Raw genomic sequence first — 20484 nt, forward strand, 5'->3', positions numbered from 1 at the left:
TGTGGGAGCGAGCTTGCTCGCGATAGCGGTGTGTCAGTCAATTTGATATTGGATGTGCGGCCGTCATCGCGAGCAAGCTCGCTCCCACAGGGAATTACGGTGTGTTTGGGTCATTCGATTGGCCTGTGTGGGTCGGCAGCAAAGCTGCCAACCCTTTACACAGATCCGGTGGGCCTGTTCAGATCAACCGGCCCGGAGGTTCTCAGGCGTCGGGCGCCGAGTCTTTCGGTGCATCAACATCGTCTTCTGCCGCCACTTCACCCTCAGGGTTCAGTGCCGCTTCTTCAGCTGTAGCTTTCTTGCGCTGAAGCTTTTCCTCTTTCTTCTGCTCCTTGGCCAAGTCTCTCTGACGTTTGGCGAAGGAATAATTAGGTTTAGCCATGGGCGATCCTCTGGGGTCGAAGGTGAGGTTGAGCGGCGCATATTCTGCCCTGTATCGGTGCCGAGCCGTTAGCTGGGTTTTTGCTCGGCCCATTTTGGCGCTATGGACGGTTGCCAGGCATCCAGAGCATCGAGCAGGGTTTGCGGCGATTCGCTCACTTGCAGCATGTCACGGTGCTGCCCGCGAACGAAGCCTTCGCCGACGATGTGATCAAGAAAAGACGTCAATTTGCTGTAGAAACCATTCACTTCCAGCAAACCCAGCGGTTTGCCGTGGTAGCCGAGCTGGCCCCAGGTCCAGACTTCGAACAGCTCTTCGAGGGTGCCAAGGCCGCCGGGTAGTGCGATAAAGGCATCGCTGAGCTCGGCCATCCGCGCCTTGCGCGCGTGCATGCCATCGACGACTTCCAGGCGAGTCAGGCCGCTGTGGCCGATTTCCTTGTCCTTGAGGCTTTGCGGGATGATGCCGATCACTTCACCGCCGGCCGCCAGGGCCGCATCGGCGACGATGCCCATCAAGCCCACGGCGCCACCACCATACACCAGGGTCAGCTTGCGCTCGGCCAACGCCCGGCCAAGGGCCACGGCTGCTTCGCGGTAAGCCGGGTTGGTGCCGGTGCTGGCACCACAAAATACACAAACGGATGTTAAAGACATGCCTTGCTCCTTGGTCGATCAGGGCCACAGAGTAAAGGCAGGCGCACGGCACTCCAAGGGCTAGACTTGGTGTTCCGGGGTTTCGTACGTGCCGCTGGCGCCGCAGGCGTAGGCGGCCAGCAAACTGCACAACAAGCTGTTGATCGACATGACAGACATTCCAATTGAAGGGGGACGGCCTGATGATAGGCCCGGGCCAGACACTTGGCCGGTAGATATTTCGCATCGGTGCCATAGCGCGAAAGTTGTATACAATTTTTGATTCAAGTCATATGAACTTGCGAAGTTTTCAGGCAGTCTTCTGTTTATTCGCGATTTCCTTAACCCTGCCTTGGAGATTCACCATGTTTGCCAAACTTGTTGCGGTATCCCTGTTGACACTGGCCAGCAGCCAATTGATGGCTGCAGAGTGCAAAGTCACCGTCGACTCCACCGACCAGATGTCTTTCGACACGAAGGCCATTGAAATCGACAAGAGCTGCAAGACGTTTACCGTGGAACTCAAGCATTCCGGCAGCTTGCCGAAGAACGTCATGGGCCATAACTGGGTGCTGAGTAAAGAAGCCGACATGCAGCCGATCGCCACCGACGGCCTGAGCGCCGGTATCGACAAGAACTACCTGAAGGAAGGCGATGCCCGCGTGATCGCCCACACCAAGATCATCGGCGCCAAGGAAACCGATTCGGTGACCTTCGATGTGTCCAAGCTCGATGCCGCTCAAAAGTACGGTTTCTTCTGCTCGTTCCCGGGCCACATCTCGATGATGAAAGGCACCGTGACTCTGAAGTAAGACTGACCACCGCGTTATCGTTCATCGCGGGCAAGCCACGCTCCCACAGGGCCGCCACCGTACCTGTGGGAGCGGGCTTGCCCGCGAAGGGGCCAGAAGCATCGATGCCTGTTCTGGCCAAAGAAAAAGCCCGCTGAAGCTCAACACTTCAGCGGGCTTTTTCATTCACTCACGCCTCAAGGCGCAAACGGCATCACCCGCTTGTGATGGGTCTTGTTGTAGGTATCAACAATGATCTTGAACGCCTCTTCACGCACCGGGTTGCCGTGCAGGAACGCATCGATCTCGGCATAGGTCACGCCGTGGGACGCTTCGTCCGGTTTGCCGGGCGACAGGTCCTCCAGATCGGCGGTCGGGACTTTCTCCACCAGCGACTCCGGCGCGCCGAAGCTGCGGGCGATGGCGCGGACCTGATTTTTCACCAGGCCACTCAGTGGCGCCAGGTCGCAGGCGCCGTCACCGAACTTGGTGAAGAAACCCATCACCGCTTCCGCCGCGTGATCGGTGCCGATCACCAGGCCATGGGCCGCGCCGGCGATGGTGTACTGGGCGACCATGCGCATGCGCGCCTTGGTGTTGCCGAGCACGAAGTCCACCGACACCGCATGTTTGCCTTCGAAGGCCGCTACTTCATTGGCCAGGGATTTGACCGCCGGACCGATGTTCACGGTGTGGCGCTCGTCCGGCTTGATGAAATCCACTGAAGCCTGGGCGTCGTGTTCATCGAACTGGGTTTCGTAGGGCAGGCGCACGGCGATGAATTTGTAGGCGGCATCACCGCTGCGCTGGCGCAGTTCACGGACGGCCCGTTGGGCCAGCAGGCCGGCGGTGAGGGAGTCGACACCACCACTGATGCCCAGTACCAGGGTCTTGAGCCCGGAATTGACCAGGCAGTCCTGAATGAAGGTCACCCGCCGGGCGACTTCGGCCTCAAGGGCGGCTTCGTCGGCGAATGGCGGCTGGACCTTGAGCTGTTCAGCAATCTCACGCTGTACGGCTTGCATGAATTCACTCCTTGCTTGATGTACTTGAAAGGGCGGCAGGAACCTGGAAAACGTGTCGCAGGTAAGCGACGAAATTCGGGTCTTTACAGTGCGTCTTGCCTGGCTCGTCGGAGATCTTCGCCACCGGCTGGCCGTTGCAGGCGGTCATTTTAAGCACGATGCTCATCGGTTCGACACCCGGAATATCACACGTCAGGTTGGTACCGATGCCGAAGCTGACATTGATCCGACCGCGCAGCGCCCGGAATATCTCCAGAGCCTTGGGCAGGGTCAGGCTGTCGGAGAAAGTCAGCGTCTTACTCATCGGGTCGATGCCGAGCCTGTGATAGTGGGCGATGGCTTTTTCCGCCCAAACCACCGGATCGCCTGAGTCGTGGCGCAAACCGTCGAAAAGCTTGGCGAAAAACAGATCGAAATCGCCGAGGAAGGCATCAATGGTGATGCAGTCGGTCAGGGCAATCCCCAGCAGGCCACGGTATTCACGGACCCAGCAATCGAGTGCGGCGATCTGGCTGTCGATCAGCCGCGGGCCAAGTTGCTGGTGCGCCATGATCCATTCGTGGGCCATGGTGCCCAGGGGTTTCATGTCCAGCTCCCGGGACAGGTGAACGTTGCTGGTGCCGACGAAGCGTCCGGGGAAATCGTGCTTGAGCACATTCACCACTTCTTCCTGCACGCGGTAGGAAAAGCGACGACGGGTGCCGAAATCGGCCACCTGCAATTCGGACAATTCGTCGCTGCTGGCGTTGGCGCTCAGCCAGTCGAACTTGCGGTAGAGCTGCTCGCGGGCCTGTTCCAACACGACTTCGCGGTAGCGATAGCGGTTGCGCACCTCGCTGACCAGCGCCAGCAGCGGCACTTCGAACAGGATTACATGCAGCCAGGGGCCCCGCAGGCGGATAAACAATTCACCGTTTTCGAGGCCGGTGTGGATGTAACGCAGGTTGAAGCGAAACAACCCGAGAAAGCGCAGGAAGTCCGGCTTCAGGAAGCTGATGCGTTCCAGAAAGCTCAACTGGTCGGCGCTCAGGCTCAGTTCGGCCAGGCGCTCGATCTGGAAGCGGATTTCCGCCAGGTACGGGCGCAGGTCCTCGCTGTTACGGCAACGAAACTCCCATTCGACTTCGACGTTCGGGTAGTTATGCAGCACCGCCTGCATCATCGTCAGTTTGTAGAAGTCGGTGTCGAGCAGGTTCTGCACGATGCGATCGGCAAACACACTCTCGCTCATAACGGGAATCTCCGGCGTTGCAGCGGTATTGATCAGTGGCGCTAGTGGCGCATATCACTGGGCAGGATTGCCAGCAGTTTTTTGACCGCTGCAATTCCCCTGTGGGAGCCAGCTTGCTCGCGATAGCAACCTGTCAGGTGATATAAATGTTGAATGTGATGACGCCATCGCGAGCAAGCTCGCTCCCACAGGGATTGTGCAAGGGTTTAATGTTGCATCACATCCGGGCTATCGATCTGCTCCAGCATCCACTTCACAAAGTCCCGCACCTTGGGGACTTCCGCCGAATGTTCCGGGTACGCCAGGTAGTAGGCGTCGGTGCTGGGCATTGCATGCTGCCAGGGAATGACCAGCTTGCCGTCGGCCAGTTCCTCTTCCACCAGAAAACGGGGTAACAGCGCCACGCCGCAGCCGACCTGGGCGGCGCGGATGCACATGTAAAAGGTTTCGAAGCGCGGTCCGTGGTAGCTGTGCTCGGTGTGGTAGCCCTGATGGTCGAACCAGTCATGCCAGGCCTGGGGGCGGGAAGCGTTTTGCAGCAGGACCAGGTCAGTCAGTTGTGTCGGATCGGTAAACGGTGCGTCCGGCAGGCTGCCCGGGGCGCACACCGGCACCAGCTCTTCGCCGAACAGCTTCAGGCATTCGGTGCCGGGCCGTGAGCCCTGGCCGAAGTAGAACGCCAGGTCGCTGCGACCTTGCAGCAGGTCGTCGGCTTCCTGCTCGCTGCACAGGTCCAGATGGATCGACGGATGCCGCAGGCGCCAGCCTTTCAGGCGCGGCACCAGCCAGCGTGCACCGAAAGTGGGGGGCGTCGAAACCCGCAGGACTTCCGTTTCGCCACCGTAGGAACGCAGGTAATGGGTCGACATCTCGACCTGCGTGAGGATTTTTCGCACCTCAACCAGGTACAGATCGCCAGCCGGCGTCATCTGCAGGCGGCGGCGCACCCGGCGAAACAGCAGGTGCTGCAACAGCTCTTCGAGTTGCGCGACCTGTTTGCTCACGGCGCTTTGGGTCAGGTTCAACTCTTCGGCGGCCCGGGTGAAGCTCAAATGCCGGGTGACGGCCTCGAAGCACTGCAATGCAGCGATCGATGGCAAGTAGCGTTTATTCAGCATGGGCGGTCCTTGGTTCTTGTTTCTTATTGCCAGCAATGCACAGCATGAATAAACGGAATGATATCTCTCTTAAAGGTCGTTTGTTGAGTAACCTCCGGGCAGCTAAAACTACAGGTCTGATCAGCCGTGATTTTCCGGCTGCACGTGTTCTGTCTTTTGCTTGAGGAGTGACCCATGGTTGCCGCATTGCTTGATCGTCTAGGTGTGAACCCGGCCCTGTACCAGAACGGCAAAGTGCCGGTGCATTCGCCGATCGATGGCAGCAGGATCGCCGCCGTCAACTGGGAAGGCGCTGCTGAAGTCGAGCAACACATCAGTCGCGCAGATCATGCGTTCGAACTGTGGCGCAAGGTTCCGGCACCGCGCCGTGGCGAGCTGGTGCGGCAACTGGGTGACATCCTGCGTGAATACAAGGCCGACCTCGGCGAGCTGGTGTCCTGGGAGGCCGGCAAGATCACCCAGGAAGGCCTGGGTGAAGTTCAGGAAATGATCGACATCTGCGACTTCGCCGTCGGCCTGTCCCGTCAGTTGTACGGTCTGACCATCGCCTCCGAGCGTCCTGGCCACCACATGCGCGAAACCTGGCATCCGCTGGGCGTTGTCGGGGTGATCAGTGCGTTCAACTTCCCGGTGGCGGTCTGGGCCTGGAACGCCACGCTGGCGCTGGTCTGCGGCAACCCGGTGATCTGGAAGCCGTCGGAAAAGACGCCACTGACAGCACTGGCTTGCCAGGCGCTGTTCGATCGCGTGCTGAAAAACTTCAGCGATGCGCCACCGCACCTGAGCCAGGTGATTATTGGCGGTCGTGATGCCGGCGAAGCCTTGGTCGATGATCCGCGTGTCGCGCTGGTCAGCGCCACTGGCAGCACCCGCATGGGCCGTGAAGTGGCGCCGAAAATCGCCGCGCGTTTTGCCCGCAGCATCCTCGAACTGGGCGGCAACAACGCAATGATCCTCGGCCCAAGCGCCGACCTGGACATGGCCGTACGAGCCATCCTGTTCAGCGCCGTCGGCACTGCCGGTCAGCGTTGCACCACGTTGCGTCGCCTGATTGCCCATGAGTCGGTGAAAGAAGAAATCGTCACCCGCCTGAAAGCCGCGTACTCGAAAGTGCGTATCGGCCATCCGCTGGAAGGCAACCTGATCGGCCCGCTGATCGACAAGCAAAGTTTCGACAACATGCGGGATGCGCTGGAGCAGGCCTTGAGTGAGGGCGGCCGGGTGTTTGGCGGTGAGCGTCAGCTGCAAGACAAGTTCCCGAATGCCTACTACGTGTCGCCGGCTATCGTCGAAATGCCGGAGCAAAGCGATGTGGTCTGCCACGAAACCTTCGCTCCCATCCTGTACGTGGTTGGCTACAGCGATTTCCAGGAAGCCCTGCGCCTGAACAACGCCGTGCCACAAGGCCTGTCCTCGTGCATCTTTACCACCGACGTGCGTGAAGCCGAGCAGTTCATGTCGGCGGTGGGCAGCGACTGCGGCATTGCCAACGTCAACATCGGCCCGAGCGGCGCGGAAATCGGCGGCGCGTTTGGTGGCGAGAAAGAAACCGGCGGCGGTCGTGAGTCCGGCTCCGATGCATGGCGCGGCTACATGCGCCGCCAGACCAACACCGTGAACTATTCGCTGGAGTTGCCGTTGGCGCAGGGTATTACGTTCGACTAAGTCTCGTGTCGAACAGTGATCCCCTGTGGGAGCGGGCTTGCTCGCGAAAGCGGTTTATCAGTCACATTGATGCTGGATGTGCCGACGCATTCGCGAGCAAGCCCGCTCCCACATTTGAAGTATGTGTTTGTTAGGTTTCTGCTTGGAGTCTGGCAATGCCGTTACGCGAAGAGTGTCTGTGGGAAAAACTGACGCCGCAAAGGCCGGACAATTCGGCCCTCAAGGGTGAGGTCACGGTGGATGTCTGCGTCATCGGCGCCGGGTTTACCGGTTTGTCGGCGGCGGTGCATCTGCTGGAGCAAGGCAAGACTGTTTGCGTGCTGGAGGCCCATCGCGCCGGCCATGGTGGTTCCGGGCGCAACGTCGGGCTGGTCAATGCCGGGATGTGGATTCCCCCGGACGAGATCGAAGCCGGGTTTGGCGAGGCGGTTGGCAGCCAGCTCAACCGCATGCTGGGGGCGGCGCCTTCCCTGGTGTTCAGCCTAGTGGACAAGTACAACATCGATTGCCAGTTGCGCCGCGAAGGTACGCTGCACATGGCGCATAACGCCCGTGGCGAGGCCGACTTGCGCAGTCGTGAAGAACAATGGAAGCGTCGCGGTGCGCCCGTAGAGCTGCTCACCGGTCAGGCTTGCGAGCAAGCCACCGGCACGAAAAAGATCGCCGCGGCATTGCTCGATCGCCGCGCCGGCACACTCAACCCGATGGCCTACACCACGGGGCTGGCCAAAGCGGCCATCGGCCTGGGCGGTCAATTGTTCGATCATTCCCCGGTCACCCGACTCGAACGTCAGGGTCAGCGCTGGTCAGTACAGACTGCCCAGGGCTCGGTCATGGCCGAGAAAGTGGTGATTGCCTCCAATGCCTACACCGAAGGCGACTGGACGGAGCTGCGGCGCAATTTCTTCCCCGGTTATTACTATCAGGTGGCCTCGGTGCCGCTGACCGAAGAAGCCGCCCGACAAATTCTGCCCGGTGGCCAGGGTTCCTGGGACACCCGCCAAGTGCTCAGCAGTATCCGTCGAGACAAAGACGGTCGCCTGCTGCTTGGCAGTCTCGGTAATGGCAATCAGAAACCGGCCTGGTTCCTCAAGGCCTGGGCCGACCGCGTGCAGCAACACTATTTCCCGTACCTCAAACCGGTGGAATGGGAGTGCACCTGGACCGGTTGCATCGCCTTCACCCCCGATCATTTGATGCGCCTGTTCGAACCGGCGCCCGGTTTGGTGGCAGTCACCGGTTACAACGGCCGGGGCGTGACCACGGGTACGGTGGTCGGCAAGGCCTTTGCCGATTACCTGTGTAACGGAAATCCTCAAGCGCTACCGATTCCCTTTGCACCCATGCAGCCATTGGCCGGGGTGGGGTTGCGCAGCTGTCTGTATGAGGCGGGATTCTCGCTGTATCACGCGGGCCAGTGCCTGCGGATCGTGATCTGAATGTTGATTTTTGCAGTGGGAGGCGGCGCTTTTTCGATCTGCAGCTAGCCTGTAGTGGTGCGGGTTGTAGCAGTTCCGCACCAGCAGTGTGCACTTCGGTGACGCACGTTGTTACAGGCTGGTTGCACGTTGTTTAAAGCCGCGGTTGCAATGATGGCGCAGTCGGGTTGCGCCTCAAATAAAAAATGGTTTTACCTTCCGCGGTTTAGACGGTTGCACGCCCAATGAAAATGGGATCGAAACAGTCGAAATAACAAGAAAGCAGCGACTTTTTTCAGAATAAAAAACCGATGGCACGGCCCTTGCTCTGAGCATTCAGTGAAGTCGCAGTGCCAATTAAAAAAACCATGGAGCACCACCTCATGTCCCAGACGTTTTACAAGAAAGGCTTTCTGGCCCTCGCAGTGGCAACTGCGCTGGGTGTTTCTGCGTTTGCTCAGGCTGACATCAAGATCGGCGTAGCGGGACCAATGACGGGCGCCAACGCGGCATTTGGCGAACAGTACATGAAGGGTGCACAGGCCGCGGCCGATGCGGTCAACGCGGCTGGCGGGGTTAACGGGGAAAAAATCGTACTGGTCAAGGGCGATGACGCCTGCGAGCCGAAACAAGCTGTGACGGTCGCCAAGGATCTGACCAACCAGAAAGTCGCCGGCGTAGTCGGTCACTTCTGCTCTTCCTCGACCATTCCGGCCTCCGAGATCTACGACGAAGCGGGCATCATCGCCATCACCCCGGGTTCCACCAACCCGGCCGTTACCGAGCGCGGCCTGAGCGCCATGTTCCGTATGTGCGGGCGTGACGACCAGCAAGGCATCGTGGCCGGCGACTACATCGTCGACGTGCTCAAGGGCAAGAAAGTTGTCGTGCTGCACGACAAGGACACCTACGGCCAGGGCCTGGCGGATGCTACCAAGGCTCAACTGGTCAAGCGCGGCGTAACGCCTGTGCTGTATGAAGGCCTGACCCGTGGCGAGAAAGACTTCAGCACCATCGTGACCAAAATCCGCGGCGCCGGCGCTGACGTCGTCTACTTTGGTGGTCTGCACCCGGAAGCCGGTCCTCTGGTGCGTCAATTGCGTGAACAAGGCCTCAAGGACGTCAAGTTCATGTCCGACGACGGCATCGTGACCGACGAGCTGGTGACCACCGCTGGCGGCCCGCAATTCGTTGACGGCGTGCTGATGACCTTCGGCGCCGACCCACGCCTGCTGCCAGACAGCAAGACCGTGGTAGACGCCTTCCGCAAGGCCGGTACCGAGCCTGAAGGCTACACCCTGTACGCCTACGCTTCGGTCCAGACCCTGGCAGCAGCCTTCAACGGCGCCAAGTCCAACAAGGGCGAAGAAGCGGCTGCATGGCTGAAGAAAAACCCGGTCAAGACCGTCATGGGCGAGAAGACCTGGGACAGCAAGGGCGACCTGAAAATCTCCGACTACGTGGTTTACCAGTGGGACAAGGATGGCAAATACCACCAGCTGGAAAAACAGAAGTAAGGGCTGACTCAATTGGGTGAACCCCACGGTTCCCCTGTGGGAGCGAGCTTGCTCGCGATGACGGACCGGCAGGCAACTCATTCGTTGAATGTTAAACCGCAATCGCGAGCAAGCTCGCTCCTACAGGGGGCCGTGGTGGCCTGCCTGATCGTGGCTGACATTGCTCCGACGTATATCTGTATTTTCCTTAGAGGAACCGCACAGCCACATGTGCAGGTTCTCATTGCGTGAGATTGCGTTATGGATGGTATTTTCCTGCAGCAACTGGTCAACGGCCTGACCCTCGGGTCGGTCTATGGCCTGATCGCCATCGGCTACACAATGGTCTATGGCATCATCGGCATGATCAACTTCGCCCACGGCGAGGTTTACATGATTTCCGCTTACCTCGCGGCAATCAGTCTGGCTCTGCTGGCTTACTTCGGTATCGAATCTTTCCCGCTGCTGATGCTTGGCACACTGATCTTCACCATCGTCGTCACGGCGGTGTATGGCTGGGTCATCGAGCGTGTCGCCTACAAACCCCTGCGTAACTCCACTCGACTCGCACCGCTGATCAGTGCGATCGGTATCTCTCTGATCCTGCAAAACTACGCACAGATCTCCCAGGGCGCGAAGCAACAAGGCGTTCCGACTTTGCTCTCGGGTGCCTGGCGCGTTGATATCGGTACCGGTTTCGTTCAGTTGACCTACACCAAGGTCTTCATTCTGGTCGCAGCGTTCGTCGGGATGGGCCTGCTGACCTACGTCATCAAGTACACCAAGCTCGGCCGCATGTGCCGTGCAACCCAGCAAGACCGCAAGATGGCTTCGATCCTGGGGATCAACACCGATCGGGTGATTTCCTACGTGTTCATCATCGGTGCAGCGATGGCGGCCCTGGCCGGCGTGCTGATCACCATGAACTACGGCACATTCGACTTCTATGCCGGCTTCATCATCGGGATCAAGGCGTTCACTGCCGCGGTGCTCGGCGGGATTGGTTCACTGCCCGGCGCGATGCTCGGCGGGATCATTCTCGGGATTTCCGAGTCGCTGTTTTCCGGTCTGGTGAACTCGGACTACAAAGACGTTTTCAGCTTCTCGCTGCTCGTTCTCGTTCTGGTCTTTCGGCCCCAAGGCCTGCTCGGCCGTCCTCTTGTGTCGAAGGTGTAAGCGATGTCTTCAACCACTAAAAAAACCATTGATCTCAAAAGAAGCCTGGTTGACGCGATTCTTGCCGGCCTGGTGGCCCTGATTGTGTTCGGCCCGATTGTCGGCGTAGTCCTCGATGGCTATGGCTTCAATATGGAAACGAGCCGGGTGGCCTGGATTGTCGCCATCGTCATGGCCGGTCGCTTTGCCCTTAGCCTGTTCCTGCAAACCCCCAAGGGCCTGAGAATCCTCGAGGGTTTTGAAACCACCGGGTCCGGGGTCCATGTACTGCCGCCTGATTACAAATCCCGGCTGCGCTGGATCATCCCGCTGATGATTGTTATCGCGGTGGTGTTCCCGTTTTTCTCCAACTCGTACCTGTTGGGCGTGGTCATCCTCGGGCTGATCTACGTGCTGCTGGGGCTGGGGCTGAACATCGTGGTCGGCCTGGCCGGCCTGCTCGACCTTGGTTACGTGGCGTTCTACGCCATCGGTGCCTATGGCCTGGCGCTCGGTTATCAATATCTTGGGCTGGGCTTCTGGACGGTGTTGCCGTTGGCGGCGATTACCGCCGGACTGGCCGGTTGCATCCTCGGTTTCCCGGTGCTGCGCCTGCACGGTGACTACCTGGCGATCGTGACCCTGGGCTTCGGTGAAATCATTCGGTTGATCCTCAATAACTGGCTGTCCCTGACCGGCGGCCCGAATGGCATGGCAGCGCCGTTGCCCACTTTCTTCGGCATCGAGTTCGGAAAAAGGGCGAAAGAGGGCGGGGTGCCGTTCCATGAGTTCTTCGGCATCGCCTACAACCCTGACGTGAAGTACTACTTCATCTACGCCGTGTTGTTCCTGGTGGTCCTGGCCGTGCTGCACATCAAGCATCGCCTGACCCGCATGCCGGTCGGCCGCGCCTGGGAAGCCCTGCGCGAAGACGAAATCGCCTGCCGCTCCATGGGTCTGAACCACGTGCTGGTCAAGCTCTCGGCGTTCACCATCGGCGCCTCGACGGCCGGTCTGGCCGGGGTGTTCTTCGCCACCTACCAGGGCTTCGTCAACCCGACCTCGTTCACCTTCTTCGAATCGGCGCTGATCCTCGCCATCGTGGTACTCGGTGGCATGGGTTCGACCATAGGCGTGGTGATTGCAGCGTTCGTGCTGACCGTCGCCCCGGAACTGCTGCGTGGCTTCGCCGAGTACCGCGTGCTGCTGTTCGGCATCCTGATGGTGTTGATGATGATCTGGCGACCGCGCGGCCTGATTCGGATCAGCCGTACCGGTGTGACCCCGCGTAAAGGAGTAGCGCCATGAGCGAAGTCGTACTCAGTGTAGAAAAGCTGATGATGCACTTCGGCGGCATCAAGGCGTTGAGCGATGTCAGCCTGAAAGTACACCGCAACTCGATCTTCGCCCTGATCGGTCCTAACGGCGCCGGCAAGACCACGGTGTTCAACTGCCTGACCGGTTTCTACAAAGCCTCCGGCGGCAAGATCGAACTCAACATTCGTGGGCAACAGACCAACGTCATCAAGTTGCTGGGTGAGTCGTTCAAGCCAACCGATTTCGTTTCGCCGAAATCCTTCGCCAGTCGGCTGTTCTACAAGGCGTTCGGCGGCACTCACCTGGTGAACCGCGCCGGCCTGGCGCGGACCTTCCAGAACATTCGCCTGTTCAAGGAAATGTCGGTGCTGGAAAACCTGCTGGTGGCTCAGCACATGTGGGTCAATCGCAGCATGCTCGCCGGCATCCTCAACACCAAGGGCTATCGCAAGGCCGAAAGCGATGCGCTGGACCACGCGTTCTACTGGCTGGAAGTGGTGGATCTGGTGGACTGCGCCAACCGCCTGGCCGGTGAGCTGTCCTACGGTCAGCAACGCCGCCTGGAAATCGCCCGGGCCATGTGCACCCGTCCGCAGATCATCTGCCTCGACGAACCGGCCGCCGGCCTCAACCCTCAGGAAACCGAAGCGCTGAGCGCGATGATCCGGCTGCTGCGCGACGAGCACGATCTGACCGTGGTGCTGATCGAACACGACATGGGCATGGTTATGAGTATCTCCGACCACATTGTGGTGCTGGACCACGGCATCGTCATCGCCGAGGGTGGCCCCGACGACATCCGCAACGACCCGAAAGTGATCGCCGCTTATCTGGGCGCGGAAGAAGAGGAGGTGGTATGAGTAAACCCATCCTCGAGCTCAAGGAACTGGACGTGTTTTACGGGCCGATCCAGGCCCTTAAAGGTGTCTCGCTGCACATCAACGAAGGGGAAACCGTCAGCCTGATCGGCTCCAATGGTGCCGGCAAGTCGACCCTGCTGATGTCGATCTTCGGCCAGCCAAGGGCGGCGGACGGGCAGATCCTCTATCAGGGCGTGGATATTACCCACAAGTCGTCCCACTACATCGCCTCCAACGGCATTGCGCAATCGCCGGAAGGGCGGCGGGTGTTCCCCGACATGACTGTCGAGGAGAACCTGCTGATGGGCACCATCCCTATCGGTGACAAGTACGCCAAGGAGGATATGCAGCGCATGTTCGAGCTGTTCCCCAGGCTTGAAGAGCGGCGTACCCAGCGGGCGATGACCATGTCCGGCGGCGAGCAGCAGATGCTCGCCATCGCCCGGGCTCTGATGAGCCGGCCCAAGTTGTTGCTGCTCGATGAGCCAAGCCTGGGCCTGGCGCCGATCGTGGTGAAGCAGATCTTCGCCACCCTGCGTGAACTGGCCAAGACCGGCATGACCATCTTCCTGGTGGAGCAAAACGCCAACCACGCCCTGCGGTTGTCTGACCGGGCTTACGTGATGGTCAACGGCGAAATCCGCATGACCGGCACCGGCAAGGAGTTGTTGGTCAACGAGGATGTGCGTAGCGCCTATCTCGGCGGGCACTGAGTCTGCTTTGTTATGCACAAGCCCCGGCGCGCAATCGCCGGGGCTTTTTTACATCTTCAAAACACCACTGAACCCTGTGGGAGCGAGCTTGCGCGCGATAGAGGTGTGTCAGTCTCCACGATGCAAGTTGTGCCGCAGTCATCGCGAGCAAGCTCGCTCCCACAGGTTTTTGGCATGCCTCTGGGAAATTGTGGAAAACAATATTCCAAAGCTCGCAAAGCGCGACATAAAGACGCTGCAAATAGTTGTTTTGCCACGGTTTTGACTTGTCCCCGTTTGCTGTGGAACCGGCTGTGAATAACGTGGGAGTAGCTGGCTGCAGGCCTTTTAAACCGTGGCTTGCAGAGGTGTGGTTGTTTTTTGATCAGGTGTTTTTGCGCAGCTTGCAGGCGTCTTTGTCAACCTTTTTGTTCGGGATGAAAATGCATGGAATCGGCGTGGACAAGCCTGTGGATAAGTCTGTGACTAAACTCTGGAAAGACTCGGCTGAAGGCCGTGGTTACTGGCTTGGCGCCATCGCCGGTTTGACCCGTCAGTCATGAAAATGGCCAAGGGCTACACAGCAGGCGGTTGAGGGTCAAGCAAAAAAGTTTCAAAACTCCGCGCAAAGCCTTGTGGATAGCGGCTTGCAGCTTTTCCACTTGCCCCCAAAGACTGTGGACCGGCCTGTGGATAACGTGCGCGCACATGGCTGTAGGCCACGCTGTTCAAGGGGTTGCCGGGATTGAGCGTTTTTTGAACAGATTGAACGGTGGTTGCCGCTGTGAACAAGGCCGGGCATGCTGCCTGCTGATTTTCTATTCCAATGGCTGGCGATCAGCCGAAGCAAGGAGAACACGATGTCCAACACCCTGTTTATTACCGGCGCGACCTCCGGTTTTGGTGAAGCCTGTGCCCGTCGTTTTGCCGAGGCCGGCTGGAAACTGGTGCTGACTGGCCGTCGTGAAGAGCGCCTCAATGCGTTGTGCGCCGAGCTGTCGAAGCAGACCGAAGTCCATGGCCTGGTGCTCGATGTGCGTGATCGCAAGGCCATGGAGGAGGCGATTGCCAATCTGCCGCCATCCTTTGCAAAACTGCGCGGGTTGATCAACAACGCCGGGCTGGCCCTGGGGGTTGATCCGGCGCCCAAGTGCGACCTGGACGATTGGGACACCATGGTCGATACCAACGTCAAAGGCCTGATGTACAGCACCCGTCTGCTGTTGCCGCGCCTGATTGCCCACGGTCGAGGTGCCGGTATCGTCAACCTGGGGTCCATCGCCGGCAACTACCCGTACCCGGGCAGCCATGTGTATGGCGCGACCAAGGCGTTCGTCAAACAGTTCTCCGTGAACCTGCGCTGCGACCTGCAAGGCACGGGCGTGCGGGTCAGCAACATCGAGCCGGGCCTGTGCGAGAGCGAGTTCTCGCTGGTGCGTTTTGCCGGTGACCAGGAGCGCTACAACGCCACTTACGCTGGCGCCGAGCCGATTCAGCCGCAAGACATCGCCGAGACAATCTTCTGGGTGCTCAATGCCCCGGCGCACATCAACATCAACAGCCTGGAGCTGATGCCGGTGAGCCAGACCTGGGCTGGGTTTGCTATTGATCGCAGTGGTGGCAAGGCTTAATACCGAGTCATCGTTCTTCGCGAGCAAGCCCGCTCCCACATTAGACCGCGATCCAATGTGGGAGCGGGCTTGCTCGCGAAGGGGCCGGAGCGGATAAATCCGGACATCAGCTAGACTCCTCCCTCAAGCAATCCGTCGCACCCGGCGGTCTAGAGGTATCTGAGGAGATCAAGTGAGTAATCGAGGCGAGCAGGCGCTGCTCAAACAATCGACCTTCCTGATGCTCGCCGTGACATTCGCCGGGATCATCACCGGTTTTGTTTCGGGCGCCCAATCCATTCTGTTCGATGGCTTCTTTTCGTTGATCGCGGCCTTCATCAAGGTCCTGATGCTGATCACCGCCCGGCTGATCGCCAAGGAAAGCAACCAGCGCTTTCAGTTCGGTTCCTGGCACCTGGAGCCCATGGTGCTGGTGATCGAAGGCAGTTTCATATTCCTGGTGGCCGTTTATGCCTTTCTCAACGGTGTGTTCGGCATCATCAGTGGTGGCCGGGAAGTCGAACTCGGTCTGGTGATTTTCTACGCGGCCTTCTTCACTGTCGTTGAGCTCATTTATTTCTTCTACGTCCGCCAACGCAATCGCACGCTCAACTCATCGCTGATCCAGTTCGACAACATCAGTTGGCTGGTGGACGCGATGCTGTCGGCGGGACTGCTGGTGAGTTTCCTGATCGCACTGCTGCTCAAGACTCAGGGTTACGACAAGTGGGCGGTGTATGTCGACCCGATGATCCTGATTCTGCTGGCCTTGGGCATGCTCCCCCCAGCGTTCAAAATCCTCGGGCCGGCCTTGCGCGATGTGCTGGGGATCGTCCCGGATCAACTGGACGACAAGGTGCGTCAGGTGATGGAAGTGGCGAAGGCCGAGCATGGTTTCGACGATTACATTTCCTACGTGCAGAAACACGGCAGGGCCTGTTTTATCGAGATTCACATCGTATTGCCGAAGGATTACTGGCTGGACGGTGTGGGGCAACTGGACAGTTTGCGTGAAGAAATTTCCACAAAGCTTGGCGAGCCGGATGCTGCGCGATGGCTGACCATCAGCTTTACCGGGGACCGCAAGTGGATTGAGTGACAAGGCGACCTCTTCGAGGTCATTCGCGAGCAAGCCCGCTCCCACAGGGATTGTATGCAACCTGTGGGAGCGGGCTTGCTCGCGAAAGCGGCCGAACAGTCAGCCGAGATATTCCGCCAACCCGCGATAACAGGTCGCCAGGTGATAAGGCGTGGTCGACGGCATATCGCGGCGGCTGACTTCTCCGTGCTCGTCACGGCATTCGTACCAGCCGCCGGCATGCAGCGAGCGCTGCTGCAATGCCTGCAATTGACGCAGTACAGCCGCTCCGCTGTCCGGGCGCAGCGTTAATGCGCGTAGGTACTCGGCCTGGGCCCAGATGCGTTGCGTGGCGTCCCGGACGCCGCCATCGGCTGCGAAATCGAGCATCGCCCGCACGGCGCCAGTCTGCTGATCAACGCCCACTTGCTCGGTAAAGGCGAAGGCCCGCTCCAGATCGGCATGCAGCGTCGAATTGCGCAACAGCGCCGAGGATTCCAACAGGAAATACCACTCGAACTGATGCCCCGGTTCAAACCAGTTATCCACAGACCCCAGCGGTTTTTCCATCAACACGCCGTGCTGTGGATCGATGAAGCGCGCGTGCATGGCTGTGCATAACCCGACGAGCGCCTGTTGCACGTCGAGGCCTTCACGCACCGACAGGGTGGCGAGGAAAGCTTCGGCCAGGTGCATGAGCGGGTTTTGCAAAGGGCCGCTGTCCAGCGATGCCCAGTCGCGGTCGAGCGTGGCTTCGTACAGACCGTCGTCCGTGGCGAAACGCTGCGCGACCACTTCCAGCGAGGCGTTGAGCACCGACTCCACCAGCGGCTCGCGGACCTTGTCCCAGTAATGGGCGCAGGCGAACAGGATGAAGGCGTGGGTGTAGAGATCCTTGCGCTGATCCAGCGGCGCACCTTGTGCATCGACACTGTAGAACCAGCCGCCGTGCTCGGCATCGTGGAAGTGCCGCTGCAAGGAGCGGAACAACGCGGCGGCACGCTCTTCGGCGCCCGGTATCTGACCGATCAGGCTGGCAAACAGATACAACTGCCGCGCACAGGCCATGGCCCGGTAGCGTTGCGGTGGCAGTGGTTGGTGTGCGGCATCCAGCGCCTCGTAGGGCAACGCCATATCGGCGTTCCAGCCCGGACCTTGCCAGAGCGGCACGATGACGTTCAGGAAATGCTGTTGCACCGAGGCGAACAGGGCGGTCAATTCAGGCTGAGAGGCAGAGCGGGAAACAGGCGGCATTGGCTGGCGTCGTCACGGCAGGGGCGATTGCGCGACATGTTAGCAGAGAGGCTGGCCTGAGAGAGGCTGTGTCTGTCAGGCCGCCTTCGCGGGCAAGCCCGCTCCCACAGGTGTACGCATTCCAATGTGGGAGCGGGCTTGCCCGCGAAGAGGCCGGGTCAGACACTAGAGAGTCAACCTGCCAGCAACCACACGCCAGTCGCCGCCGAAGCCGCGCCCGCCAGTCGCACCAGGGGCGCTGCGGCCTGCGGCAACACCCGCACCAGCGCATAACCCGCCGCGTGCAACACCGCCGTCGCCGCAACAAAGCCTGCGGCGTAGGTCCAGGGGCTCAACATTTCCGGCAGTTCCAGCCCGTGCGCGACACCATGAAACAGCGCAAACAACGCAGTCGCACCCACCGCCATCACCAACGGTGGACGCACTGCCAGGGCAACCGCCAGCCCCAAAGCCAACACGGAAGCGGCAATCCCGCTCTCCAGTGCCGGCAGGTTCAATCCTTCAAAACCCAACAGCCCGCCAATCAACATAGTGCCGACAAAGGCACATGGCAGCGCCCAGCGTGCGGCGCCTTGCTGCTGTGCTGCCCACAGGCCGACCGCGAGCATTGCCAGCAAGTGATCGAGACCGCCAAGTGGGTGGCTGATACCGGCGATCAAGCCGTTGTCGCCGTGTCCCGGATGGGCAAAGGCGAGGGTCGGAGTCAGTAGCAGGGCCAGGGCGCCGAGAATACGTTTGAGTGTCATGGATAAGCTTCCTTGTTGATAAGTCGGGATCAGGCCGCGGTCAGCAAACCCTGGCGTTCGATGAAGGCAATGATCTCTTCCAGGCCCAGGCCGGTTTTCTGATTGCTGAAGACAAAGGGCTTGCCGTTGCGCATGCGTTGGGTGTCGCTGTTCATCATCTCCAGCGAGGCGCCGACCAGAGGTGCCAGGTCGATCTTGTTGATCACCAGCAGGTCGGATTTGCAGATTCCCGGCCCGCCCTTGCGTGGCAGCTTGTCGCCGGCCGAGACGTCGATCACGTAGATGGTCAGGTCGGACAGTTCCGGGCTGAAGGTCGCGGAGAGGTTGTCGCCACCGGACTCCACGAGAATCAGGTCCAGCCCCGGAAAACGGCGGTTGAGCTGATCCACGGCTTCGAGGTTGATCGAGGCGTCTTCGCGGATGGCCGTGTGCGGGCAGCCACCGGTTTCCACGCCGATGATGCGCTCCGGTGCAAGGGCTTCGTTGCGCACCAGAAAATCTGCGTCTTCGCGGGTGTAGATGTCGTTGGTCACGACGGCCAGGTTGTAACGCTCGCGCAGGGCCAGGCACAGGGCCAGGGTCAGGGCGGTTTTGCCGGAGCCGACCGGGCCGCCGATACCGACGCGCAGGGGTTGTGCGTTCATGTGATTCTCCAAAATAAATGGCCCTAGGAACGGAACAGACGGCTGTACTGGCGCTCGTGGGCCATACACGCCAGGGACAGGCCGAAAGCGGCGCTGCCGTAATGATCGGGATCGATTCGAGTGGCGTTCTGTTGAGCCTGTTGAAGCAGCGGCAACAGTTCGCTGGTCAGGCGTTGGGCGGCTTGCTGACCCAGGGGCAGGGTCTTCATCAGCACCGCCAACTGGTTTTCCAGCCAGCTCCAGAGCCATGCGGCCAGAGCGTCCTGCGGGCTGATCTGCCAGGCGCGCGCGGCCAACGCCCAACCCAGGGCCAGATGTGGCTCGCTGCGCTGTTCGAGGAAGGCGCGGGCGGGGGCGTCGAGCTCCGGCAAGCCATTGAGCAATTGCTGCAACGAATAGCCCATCTGCCGGCTCTCCTGATGCAGCTCGCGGGTTTCGCGGCTGGCGCGGTGTTCCTCGCAGCGTTGCAGCAATTCGTCCCAGTTTTCCTCGCTGGCGGCCACGCAATGGGCGAGCAGCAAGGGTGCTTCGAAGCGTGCCAGATTCAGCAGCAACTGATCGCTGATCCAGCGTCGCGCACTGTCGGGGTCGTGAACACGGCCGTTATCCACAGCCATTTCAAGGCCCTGGGAGTAGCTGTAGCCGCCAATCGGCAACTGCGGACTGGCCAGGCGCAACAGCGCCCAGGCCGGGTTCATGTGCGTACGCCGAACTGGTGCAGTTTCGGCGCGTAGTTGAAGTCTTCATCGCCGTGACGCGAATGATGATGACCACCGCCGTAGGCGCCATGTTCCGGCTGGAACGGCGCCTCGATGTTCACGGCAACGGCACCGAGTTGTTCGAGCATGGCCTTGAGCACGTAGTCGTCGAGCAGGCGCAACCAGCCGTCGCCGACTTGCAGGGCGACATGGCGGTTGCCCAGGTGATAGGCCGCGCGGGTCAGTTCGAAGGCATTGGCGCAGGTGACATGCAGCAGTTGTTCGGGACGGGCGCAGACGCGCACGATTCGCCCATCTTCGGCTTGCAGGCATTCGCCGTCACGCAACGGCGGCTGGCCGCGCTCCAAAAACAACCCGACGTCTTCACCCTCGGCACTGAAACAGCGCAATCGGCTTTTGCTGCGGGCTTCGAACGTCAGGTGCAGTTCGGCGGCCCAAACGGGTTGAGGGTCGATTCTGCGATGAATCACCAGCATCGGAAGGCTTCCAGCAATGGACAATGTTCAGGCTAGAGCAAGGGGCTTGCCAATCGACATGATGTGTAGGAAATGCCTGACGGAGGCGTGGGACTGGTATCGATGGAGTGAGTATTTTGGTTGAAGTTGGTGCGTTGTTTTTGGTTTGCGCACCAAGTTAAAGCGGCGAGGT

General features: G+C 59.9%; 21 protein-coding genes. 11 read left to right on the plus strand and 10 right to left on the minus strand.

What is annotated here, in order from left to right; genetic code table 11:
• Window positions 1-202: 202 nt before the first annotated feature.
• Window positions 203-382 (minus strand): hypothetical protein, encoded by a 180-nt coding sequence (locus tag AC1RP7_RS08130; protein ID WP_007973286.1) that lies wholly within the window; start codon window positions 380-382, stop codon window positions 203-205.
• A 68-nt stretch (window positions 383-450) separates the two neighbouring features.
• The gene (locus AC1RP7_RS08135; RefSeq protein WP_057397746.1) at window positions 451-1038 is read right to left on the minus strand and encodes a cytokinin riboside 5'-monophosphate phosphoribohydrolase; all 588 of its coding nucleotides are present in this window, start codon (window positions 1036-1038) and stop codon (window positions 451-453) included.
• A gap of 344 nt (window positions 1039-1382) precedes the next feature.
• Between AC1RP7_RS08135 and azu the strand changes: the two genes are divergently transcribed.
• Entirely contained in the window at window positions 1383-1829 is a 447-nt protein-coding gene (gene azu / locus AC1RP7_RS08140; protein WP_223502848.1) for an azurin, read from the plus strand.
• 176 nt (window positions 1830-2005) lie between these two features.
• Here azu and nadE read toward each other — a convergent pair whose 3' ends face one another.
• From nadE to AC1RP7_RS08155, 3 genes are all read right to left on the minus strand, one after another.
• Window positions 2006-2833: an NAD(+) synthase gene (gene nadE, locus AC1RP7_RS08145; RefSeq protein ID WP_090452833.1), complete on the minus strand. Its 828-nt coding sequence runs from the start codon at window positions 2831-2833 to the stop codon at window positions 2006-2008.
• Between the two features lie 4 nt (window positions 2834-2837).
• Window positions 2838-4064, minus strand: a complete 1227-nt coding sequence (pncB, locus tag AC1RP7_RS08150) for a nicotinate phosphoribosyltransferase (RefSeq protein WP_057712226.1) — start codon at window positions 4062-4064, stop codon at window positions 2838-2840.
• Window positions 4065-4270: 206 nt separating this feature from the next.
• Window positions 4271-5182: a LysR family transcriptional regulator gene (locus tag AC1RP7_RS08155; protein ID WP_057712225.1), complete on the minus strand. Its 912-nt coding sequence runs from the start codon at window positions 5180-5182 to the stop codon at window positions 4271-4273.
• Window positions 5183-5356: 174 nt separating this feature from the next.
• On the opposite strand from AC1RP7_RS08155, the gene amaB reads away from it, so the two are divergent.
• From amaB to AC1RP7_RS08205, 10 genes are all read left to right on the plus strand, one after another.
• The gene (amaB, locus tag AC1RP7_RS08160; protein WP_493181581.1) at window positions 5357-6847 is read left to right on the plus strand and encodes an L-piperidine-6-carboxylate dehydrogenase; all 1491 of its coding nucleotides are present in this window, start codon (window positions 5357-5359) and stop codon (window positions 6845-6847) included.
• Window positions 6848-7002: 155 nt separating this feature from the next.
• Window positions 7003-8286 carry an L-pipecolate oxidase gene (amaA, locus tag AC1RP7_RS08165; protein ID WP_057712223.1) on the plus strand — a complete coding sequence of 428 codons (1284 nt, stop codon included), beginning with the start codon at window positions 7003-7005 and terminating at the stop codon, window positions 8284-8286.
• Window positions 8287-8648: 362 nt separating this feature from the next.
• Window positions 8649-9782, plus strand: coding sequence for an ABC transporter substrate-binding protein (locus tag AC1RP7_RS08170; protein ID WP_008048115.1), 1134 nt, complete (start codon window positions 8649-8651; stop codon window positions 9780-9782).
• Between the two features lie 240 nt (window positions 9783-10022).
• Window positions 10023-10937: an ABC transporter permease subunit gene (locus tag AC1RP7_RS08175; protein ID WP_007979705.1), complete on the plus strand. Its 915-nt coding sequence runs from the start codon at window positions 10023-10025 to the stop codon at window positions 10935-10937.
• A gap of 3 nt (window positions 10938-10940) precedes the next feature.
• Window positions 10941-12224: a high-affinity branched-chain amino acid ABC transporter permease LivM gene (livM, locus tag AC1RP7_RS08180; RefSeq protein ID WP_218495179.1), complete on the plus strand. Its 1284-nt coding sequence runs from the start codon at window positions 10941-10943 to the stop codon at window positions 12222-12224.
• Entirely contained in the window at window positions 12221-13093 is an 873-nt protein-coding gene (locus tag AC1RP7_RS08185; protein ID WP_095945441.1) for an ABC transporter ATP-binding protein, read from the plus strand. The genes livM and AC1RP7_RS08185 overlap by 4 nt, the downstream gene beginning before the upstream one ends.
• Window positions 13090-13806 (plus strand): ABC transporter ATP-binding protein, encoded by a 717-nt coding sequence (locus AC1RP7_RS08190; protein WP_057712220.1) that lies wholly within the window; start codon window positions 13090-13092, stop codon window positions 13804-13806. Before AC1RP7_RS08185 ends, AC1RP7_RS08190 begins: the two co-directional genes overlap by 4 nt.
• Before the next feature lie 293 nt (window positions 13807-14099).
• A complete protein-coding gene (locus AC1RP7_RS08195) occupies window positions 14100-14348 on the plus strand; it encodes a hypothetical protein (protein WP_057712219.1) in 249 nt (82 codons plus the stop codon).
• 297 nt (window positions 14349-14645) lie between these two features.
• Window positions 14646-15416 carry an SDR family oxidoreductase gene (locus tag AC1RP7_RS08200; RefSeq protein ID WP_150813602.1) on the plus strand — a complete coding sequence of 257 codons (771 nt, stop codon included), beginning with the start codon at window positions 14646-14648 and terminating at the stop codon, window positions 15414-15416.
• Window positions 15417-15588: 172 nt separating this feature from the next.
• Window positions 15589-16494 (plus strand): cation diffusion facilitator family transporter, encoded by a 906-nt coding sequence (locus AC1RP7_RS08205; protein ID WP_154861115.1) that lies wholly within the window; start codon window positions 15589-15591, stop codon window positions 16492-16494.
• Between the two features lie 99 nt (window positions 16495-16593).
• On the opposite strand, the gene AC1RP7_RS08210 is transcribed toward AC1RP7_RS08205, so the two are convergent.
• From AC1RP7_RS08210 to ureE, 5 genes are all read right to left on the minus strand, one after another.
• On the minus strand, window positions 16594-17727 hold the full coding sequence (locus AC1RP7_RS08210; RefSeq protein ID WP_493181582.1) for an AGE family epimerase/isomerase: 1134 nt from the start codon (window positions 17725-17727) through the stop codon (window positions 16594-16596).
• Window positions 17728-17900: 173 nt separating this feature from the next.
• The gene (locus AC1RP7_RS08215; RefSeq protein ID WP_493181583.1) at window positions 17901-18473 is read right to left on the minus strand and encodes a HupE/UreJ family protein; all 573 of its coding nucleotides are present in this window, start codon (window positions 18471-18473) and stop codon (window positions 17901-17903) included.
• Between the two features lie 29 nt (window positions 18474-18502).
• Window positions 18503-19117 carry an urease accessory protein UreG gene (ureG, locus tag AC1RP7_RS08220; protein WP_090452850.1) on the minus strand — a complete coding sequence of 205 codons (615 nt, stop codon included), beginning with the start codon at window positions 19115-19117 and terminating at the stop codon, window positions 18503-18505.
• Between the two features lie 23 nt (window positions 19118-19140).
• On the minus strand, window positions 19141-19815 hold the full coding sequence (locus AC1RP7_RS08225; protein ID WP_090452852.1) for an urease accessory protein UreF: 675 nt from the start codon (window positions 19813-19815) through the stop codon (window positions 19141-19143).
• A complete protein-coding gene (gene ureE, locus AC1RP7_RS08230; RefSeq protein ID WP_057712213.1) occupies window positions 19812-20312 on the minus strand; it encodes an urease accessory protein UreE in 501 nt (166 codons plus the stop codon). The genes AC1RP7_RS08225 and ureE overlap by 4 nt, the downstream gene beginning before the upstream one ends.
• Between the last annotated feature and the right edge of the window lie 172 nt (window positions 20313-20484).

Source organism: Pseudomonas sp. GW822-FHT01E03, from assembly GCF_058802985.1.